This window comes from Candidatus Kryptobacter tengchongensis, assembly GCF_001458555.1.
In the GTDB taxonomy this organism is placed as follows: Bacteria; Bacteroidota; Ignavibacteria; order Kryptoniales; family Kryptoniaceae; genus Kryptonium; species Kryptonium tengchongense.
Genome location: NZ_CZVH01000089.1, coordinates 1 through 8,406, shown reverse-complemented (window position 1 = coordinate 8,406; position 8,406 = coordinate 1). Strand labels below are relative to the sequence as shown.

Here is an 8,406-nt window from a genome sequence, read left to right as displayed (position 1 = left end):
TTCAGAGAAATTACCCGCACCATCGTATTTTAATGGTATCACCTCTTTCCCTGTCTTATCAATAAACCCAAATTTGCCATTCAACTTAACTCTTGCGAGACCTTCAGAAAAATTATCTCCCCCGTCATATTTTATTTCTATCACTTCTTTACCTGATTTATCTACATAGCCTACTTTGCCATTCAACAGAACAATTACAAGACCTTCAGAAAAATCACCCACGGCATCATATTTCAGTGGTATCACCTCTTTACCTGTCTTATCAACAAAACCCCATTTGCCACCACTAAAATTACCTAATATATCAAATTCTCCACCTACATTAACCTTTGCAAGTCCCTCTTTAAAACTTTCCGCATAATTATACTTTAATGGAATCACCTCTTTACCTGTCTTATCTATAAAGCCGAAGGCAGCAAACGATGCCACTAAAGCGAGATCTTCATAAAAAGGTTCTACATGGACATATTTGCATTCAATAACTATCTTCTTATTCCTATCACAGAAGCCCCATTTGTCATGGTAATCCGGTTTGCGGTAGGGGATAAGTTCAGGCGGTTGTGGGAGATTCTGGGCAAGTAAAAAAATAGCATTTGAAACAAAAAACATTAAAAAAGCTATTTTAAATAAAAGTGAAAAAACGAAAGTTTGGTTTAGCCTTTTCATGACTGCCTCCTTTGTTTAGTTTGTTGTTTATTTAGTTTTCTATTTATCCCAGTATTCATTCCCATAAGCATCAATATAACCCCGCTCGCCATTTAACTCTACTTCAGCAAGACCTTCTTTAAAATCACTAACAAAATCATATTTTATTGGAATTACTTCTCTCCCTGTTTTGTCTATAAATCCCCATTTACCACCTTTTATTTTTACTAAAGACCCTGAGGTCCCACCTTTATTAACTTTTGCAAGACCTTCTTTAAAATCCCCCGCATAATCGTATTTGGTAGGTATTACAATTCTGCCTGTTTTATCTATGTAGCCCCATCTGCCCTTTAGCTTCACTGCGGCAAGCTCGTCTGAAAAAACATGTACTTCATCATATTTTATTGGTATTACTATTTTACCCGTGGTATCAATATAACCATATTTGTTGTTTAATTTAACTACTGCAAGACCTTCTTTAAAACTCCACGCATAATCGTACTTTATTGGTATGACTATTTTGCCTGTCTTGTCAATATATCCATACTTATGATTTAGCTCAACTATTGCGCGACCTTCTGAAAAATCACCAGCCCAATAATATCTTGGTGGTATTACCATTTTGCCTGCTTTATCTATATAGCCCCATTTGTCATACCCTCTTATTGCAGCAAGACCTTCGGAAAAATCACTGGCATAAAAATTTCCTGATATGGACTCTTTTCCTGTCTTGTCTATATACCAATAGTTGTTATTCAATTTTACTCTTGCAAAACCTTCTTTAAAGTCGTATGCTTCATCGTATTTTATTGGTATAATTTCTTTCCCTGCTTTATCCACAAAACCAAATTTATTATTTAATTCTACTTTTGCAACATCTTCTATAAAATCCCCTATAAAGTCATATTTAATTGGTACGACCTCATCACCCTTTTTATTTATATATCCCCACTTGCCACCTGCTACATGTCTCAAGTCTTTTGCTATTCCTCCTAAATTTACTTTGGCGAGTCCTTCTTTAAAATTATCAGCAAAACTATATTTTATTGGTATTACATTATTTCCTGTTTCATCTATATAACCCCATTTGCTATACATTCGCACTGCAGCAAGCCCTTCAGAAAATGGCAGAACCTGATGATATTTACATTCTATTACAATTTTTTTATTTTTATCGCAAAATCCCCATTTGTCGCCCTTACGGTAAGGTATCAGTTCAGGTGGTTGCGGGAGATTCTGGGCAAACAGGATGTCTGCACCGAGAATCAAAATTATTAAGAAAACCACTTGGGATAGCTCCGTGAAGACCGAGGTTTGTTTTGGTTTTATCATGAGAATACTTCTGTTTAGTTTATTTTTCAGTATTTCATTCCCGAATGCAAGTCCTTCGGAAAAAACATTATTTTTCGTTTATATATACATTTGTTTGTCGTTAGTTTAGCATAAGCAAATTCTTTGTAGAAGGATGAATCTAAATTATGTTTATTTTTATTGCTGAATTCATTATTTAAAATTTTATATTTCAACACTTTCACATCTTTTATTTTACAATTGCCAGTGGGAAATCTTGACCTTTTGAGTCAGCTATTGGGTATTGTGCCTCTTGCCTGTATTTTTTGGTTATCTCAGGCAACTGTTCCTCCACATAACCCATAAGTTTACGCACAGTCACCGTCTCTGTCCCACCAGATGCCTTACCATTTAACCCCTCAAGTATCGTATATGTAAATACCCCATGCCCAAGCTCCCCAATCTCAGCTGCAAACTGCTCCTTCGTTGATGCTGCTATCACATGGACACCAGTTGACCTTGAAAGCTGAGAAAGTGCCTTCCTATCCTCAAGCCCCCTCATGGCTAAAACCAAACCACCTGACTTACACGCATCTATCATCACAAGAACCTTCTGCGCACCTATACCCCTTATCAAATCAGCCAACTCCCGAGATGAAACACCTCTATTGATCAACTCCTCCTCCCGCTCAGGATATGTTAACTCATGGGGTATAAAATACCACTCCCCTCTTGCATTCTCACCATGCCCAGCCAAATATACCACCACCGCATCCTGTGGATTAGTAGAACCAAGACCCCCGAGATTTGAAATTATAGCATCCTTAGTCGCATACTCGTTGTAAAGCTCTATAATCTTAACCTCCTTGAATAACCTCCCACCCCTCTCCCTGAAAAACTGGGCTATTGATCTTGCATCCGACTCAGCATAGTTTAGATTCAAAGATGTGTTCTTATACCTATTTATCCCAACAACAAAAACATAAAGTGAAACATCCTTCTTTGGAGCTGTTAACTTCACAACAATCTCATAGGGATTAGACTCAGTCCTATCCCTGCTGAAACCAACCGCCCTGAAAATGTTTACCCCATCAACAAGGGTCACACTGTAACTTTTGACAACCTCACCCTCGCCCGAGACAAGCTTTATACCCCTTCTCTCCTCCCCCACCACCTTCCCGTTGTGATAAAGCCTTATCTCATCTATACCACCCCCCATATCCCTTGCGTAAATCGTGACTGTAAGTGTATCCGTGCTTAAAGTAGCATCCGCCATCGGATAAACTATCTTCACCTCGGGTGGCGCCAATACCCCCTGTCTTATATCAGCAACAACCTCAACCCTCTTGCCCTGTAAAACAGAAGCAACATAAACAGGATTGCAAAACTTCTCAAAGAAATTGTCTATTGAATAAACATTTTTACCAATGCTAACATTTATATACCTTGCTCCATTTTCTGATGCATTGAAATAACCCTCAGGGGTTATAACCACCCATTCCCCATCTTCAAAACCGATAAACTGTGCAATCTCCTTGCCCGTGTTGATATCCCACATCCGAATTGTGCCATCATAACTCCCTGAAACTACATATCTACCCTCTGAACTTATAGATACCGAAGTAACCTCATCTGTATGTCCATCAAATCTCCTTATCTCCTTTGTTGTTGATATGTCCCAAAGCCTGATTGTTTTATCTCCGTGTCCAGAAATTACATACTTACCATCTGGAGTTATGGCTATTGAGTTAACCCAATCGTTTATTTCAACCCGATTTGTAAGTTTTTCAAATGTAGAAAACACTGATCCGCGCCAAAGTATGAGATTACCATTCAAATCTCCAATGATAGCAAACTTACCATCTGGGCTTATGGCTACTGTAATTCTACCTGCATATCCTTCAAATTTTCTAATTTCTCTGTCAGTTGTTATATCCCAGAGCTTAGCGGTTCCATCTTCGCTTCCAGAAATCACATACCTACCGTCCGGGCTTACAGCCACTGAGGTAACATAATCCCCATGTCCTTCAAATGTTCTAATTTCTCTACCCGTTGATATGTCCCAAAGTTTAATGGTCTTATCCCAACTTCCAGAGACAACATACTTACCATCTGGGGTTATGGCTACCGAAGTAATCTCACTTGTATGTCCTTCAAATGTTCTAATTTCTCTGCCTGTTGATATGTCCCAAAGTTTAATGGTCCCACCTGAACCTCCAAAAACAACATACTTACCATGGGGGGTTATGGCTACTGAAGTAATCCAACTTGTTTGTTTAAATGTTCTAATTCCTTTGCCTGTGTTGATATCCCATAGCCTAAGCGTCCAACCCGCTTCTCCAGAGATAACATATCTCCCGTCTGGACTTATAGCTACTGCTTTAATTTTTTCAATTGGTTGTCCTTTAAATGTTATAACTTCCATACCCGTTGATATGTCCCAAAGTTTAATGGTCTTATCCCAACTTCCAGAGACAACATATCTACCATCTGGGGTTATGGCTACCGAAGTAACTTGAAACGCATGCCCTTTAAATGTTCTAATTTCCATCCCAGTTGATATGTCCCAAAGCTTGATAGTTTTATCCTGACTTCCAGAGGCAACATACTTACCATCTGGACTTATGGCTACCGAAGTAATCCAATCTGTATGTCCTTTAAATGTTCTAATTTCTCTGCCTGTTGATATGTCCCAAAGCTTAACGGCATTATCCGAACTTCCAGAGACAACATACTTACCATCTGGGCTTATAGCTACTGAAGTAACTAAACCCTCATGCCCCGCAAATGTTCGTATCTCTTTGCCAGTTGATATGTCCCATAGCTTGATAATCCAACTGTTGCTTCCAGAAATCACATATTTACCATCTGGGCTTACGGCTACCGAAGTAATCCAATCTGTATGTCCTTTAAATGTTCTAATTTCTCTGCCTGTTGATATGTCCCAAAGCTTAACGGCATTATCCGAACTTCCAGAGACAACATACTTACCATCTGGGCTTATAGCTACTGAAGTAACTAAACCCTCATGCCCCGCAAATGTTCGTATCTCTTTGCCAGTTGATATGTCCCATAGCTTGATAATCCAACTGTTGCTTCCAGAAATCACATATTTACCATCTGGGCTTACGGCTACCGAAGTAATCCAATCTGTATGTCCTTTAAATGTTCTAATTTCTCTGCCTGTTGATATGTCCCAAAGCTTGATGGTTTTATCCTGACTTCCAGAAACAATATACTTACCATCTGGGGTTATGGCTACTGAAGTGACTTTATCCGTATGCCCCGCAAATGTTCTAATCTCTCGCCCCGTTAATATATCCCAAATTTTTAGAGTTTTATCATAACTTCCAGAAATCACATACTTACCATCTGGACTTATGGCTACCGAAGTAATCCAATCTGTATGTCCTTTAAATGTTCTAATTTCTCTGCCTGTTGATATGTCCCAAAGCTTGATGGTTTTATCCTGACTTCCAGAAACAATATACTTACCATCTGAACTTATGGCTACTGAAGTAACATCATCCGTATGTCCTAATTGCACGAAGATCTCTGGTTTTTCATCTGTAAAACTCCCGCCTGAAAAAGCAACTGAGACTGAAAACGCTAAAATTGCTATTATTTCCACTACCTTCATCTCTCCTCCAGTCTTATGTTGTTATTTTTTAACCTTTGATTTTACTCACTCCCTACCCCCCTCTATATTCATAGAGGGGGGGTGAAAAGTTAGAAGTGTCAGGAGTATAAGCCAATCACTTAACTAATATCATCTTCTTTACACTTACAAAATTACCAGCCTCAATCTTGTAAAAATATACGCCGCTTGGCAAACCCAGCGCGTTGAAATTCACCCTGTATCTACCAATCTCAAAATCATCATTAACAAGCGTTTTAACCTCTCTGCCAAGGATATCATAAACAACAAGCTTAACCCTTGTCCTCTTTGCGATGTCAAATTCAATTGTTGTCGCAGGGTTAAACGGATTTGGATAATTCTGGTAAAGTGTAAATCCCTCTAGAATCACATTCTCTTTTCTCTCATAAACATCAAGTATAACTCCTCCCTCGCGATATACAGCAAGCCCCCTTTCACTCGTCCCAATCCATTTGTTCCCTAAATTGTCTATCGCTACTGCCTTAATATAATTAACCGGCAGACCTGAATTTGATGTGTTATAAACTGTCCAATTCACTCCATCAAACTTTGCTAATCCTCCACCATATGTCCCAATCCATTTGTTACCCTGCCCATCTATCGCAATTGCATAAACCGAATTATCTGGCAGACCTGAATTTGAAGTGTTATAAACCCTCCAGTTTACCCCATCAAACTTTGCTAATCCCCCACCTGTCCCGATCCATTTGTTTCCCTGCCCATCTATCGCAATAGCAAGAACATAATTCTTTGGCAGACCTGAATTTGAAATGTTATAAACAGTCCAATTTACTCCATCAAACTTTGCTAACCCTTTCACCCATGTTCCAATCCATTTGTTACCCTGCCCATCTATCGCGATAGCAAGAACACTATCACTTGGCAGACCTGAGTTTGAAGTTTTATAAACTGTCCAGTTTGCTCCGTCAAACTTTGCTAATCCTTCCAATGTCCCAATCCATTTGTTCCCCTGCCCATCTATTGCTATAGCATTAACAACATTATTTGGCAAACCAGAATTCCATTTCCCATAAACAGTCCACTTTGCACCATCAAACTTTGCCAAACCTCCAGGTGTTCCAATCCACTTATTACCAGAGTCATCTACTGCTATTGCAGAAACATAATTATCCGGCAAACCCGAATTTGATTTGTTATAAACAGTCCAGTTTACACCATAGAACTTTGCTAAGCCTTCATATGTTCCGATCCATTTGCTTCCTGAATTATCTATCAATATCGCATTAATACGATTATCCGGCAGACCGGAATTTGATGTTTTATAAACAGTCCAGTTTACTCCATCAAACTTTGCTAAACTACCGCCATATGTTCCAATCCACTTATTTCCAGAATTATCTGAAACTATTGCTCTAATTTGATCGGATGGTAATCCAGAATTTGATGTTTTATAAACAGTCCATTTTACACCGTCAAATTTTGCCAAACCACCGCTATATGTCCCAATCCATTTATTCCCCGAATCGTCGACTGCTATCGTTGTAATATCGTTACTTGGCAGTCCGGAATTTGATGTTTTATAGACAGTCCATTTTACTCCGTCAAATTTTGCCAACCCCCACGAAGTTCCAATCCACTTATTTCCCGAACGATCTACAACTATTGCTTGAACTCGATTAGATGGCAGACCGGAATTTGATGTGTTATAAACCGACCAATTTACACCGTCAAACTTTACTAAACCGCTACTATATGTTCCAATCCATATGTTTCCTGAATCGTCTATTGCTATTGTCGTGACATAATTACTTGGCAAACCTGAATTATACGAGGTATAAGAAGTCCAATTTACACCGTCAAATTTTGCCACTCCATATGTCCCAATCCATTTGTTTCCTGATTTATCCAATACTACTGCGACAATTCTATTAAATGGCAAACTGGAATTTGATGTGTTATAAACTGTCCAATTCACTCCATCAAATTTTGCCAAACCACCTCCAAAAGTCCCAATCCACTTGTTTCCCAAATCATCCACTACTATTGATCTAACATCATTATTTGGTAAACCAGAATTTAATATGTCGTAAAAAACCTTCTCAGCGGTATTCATATTCAACTTTACAAGTCCACCACCCTCAGTGCCAATCCACACAGAGTTACCTTGAATAGTTAAGGAATTAACATAATTGCCAAAAGTAGTGAGATTAATCCACTCAGGATTTTGAGATAGTAAAAGGTTGAAGATTAAAAAAGTGAATAAAGCAAGCGAGAATAAAACTTTTTTCTTCATGGCTTTTCTCCTTTCAATTTAATTTTAAATTAATTTTTCATCTTCGCCAAGACAGAACAGATCCTTTCGGCTCATTTGCCCACCCTTTCTTTCAATCCTTAAAAAAGGGTTGAGAACATTAAATCAGCGTCATTTACTTAACATTAATATCTTTGTCATTTCAATTAACTCTGGAAAAACTGACAATGAGTCCTTCGTTTTGATAATTTCCCAAATTTTTTACAATCAAGCGCTAAGAAATTTGTCTTCGGGTTCGTAATCGGGGAAATGTTAATTAAAGTACCGAAGAAAGATACGAGGAAGGATACTTTAAGTAATTAACCATAACCCCTCAATACTGCCCGCGATCCCAAGGCGGGAAAATATAAAGGCGAATATAAAATATTTAAAATGTGCAGTATAAAACCCTTTCACAAAATAATTATTAACGGTATCTGCCAAAGGGAATCGCTTTGCTAACCCGAGGACAGACGCTCTTTAAAAAGAACAGATACCGTAGCCCCTCCACAAGCAAATATACAAATTAGATTTGTGAAAGGGTTTTATACTGCACATTTTA

General features: G+C 38.4%; 4 protein-coding genes. All 4 read right to left on the bottom strand.

Going from position 1 to position 8,406, the window contains the following annotated elements; translation table 11 throughout:
* On the bottom strand, window positions 1-666 hold a 666-nt coding region (locus AT685_RS07245; protein ID WP_200741671.1), incomplete at its 3' end, for a WG repeat-containing protein.
* Between the two features lie 39 nt (window positions 667-705).
* Window positions 706-1,977: a WG repeat-containing protein gene (locus AT685_RS07240; protein ID WP_072152120.1), complete on the bottom strand. Its 1,272-nt coding sequence runs from the start codon at window positions 1,975-1,977 to the stop codon at window positions 706-708.
* A 208-nt stretch (window positions 1,978-2,185) separates the two neighbouring features.
* Window positions 2,186-5,575, bottom strand: a complete 3,390-nt coding sequence (locus AT685_RS07235; protein ID WP_072152119.1) for a beta-propeller domain-containing protein — start codon at window positions 5,573-5,575, stop codon at window positions 2,186-2,188.
* A 115-nt stretch (window positions 5,576-5,690) separates the two neighbouring features.
* A complete protein-coding gene (locus tag AT685_RS07230) occupies window positions 5,691-7,847 on the bottom strand; it encodes a two-component regulator propeller domain-containing protein (protein ID WP_072152118.1) in 2,157 nt (718 codons plus the stop codon).
* Window positions 7,848-8,406 lie beyond the last annotated feature (559 nt).

Excerpts from the sequence above, each read along its gene's own strand:
- AT685_RS07240 (WP_072152120.1), bottom strand. The coding sequence starts at position 1,977 with ATGATAAAACCAAAACAAACCTCGGTCTTCACGGAGCTATCCCAAGTG.
- AT685_RS07235 (WP_072152119.1), bottom strand. The coding sequence starts at position 5,575 with ATGAAGGTAGTGGAAATAATAGCAATTTTAGCGTTTTCAGTCTCAGTT.
- AT685_RS07230 (WP_072152118.1), bottom strand. The coding sequence starts at position 7,847 with ATGAAGAAAAAAGTTTTATTCTCGCTTGCTTTATTCACTTTTTTAATC.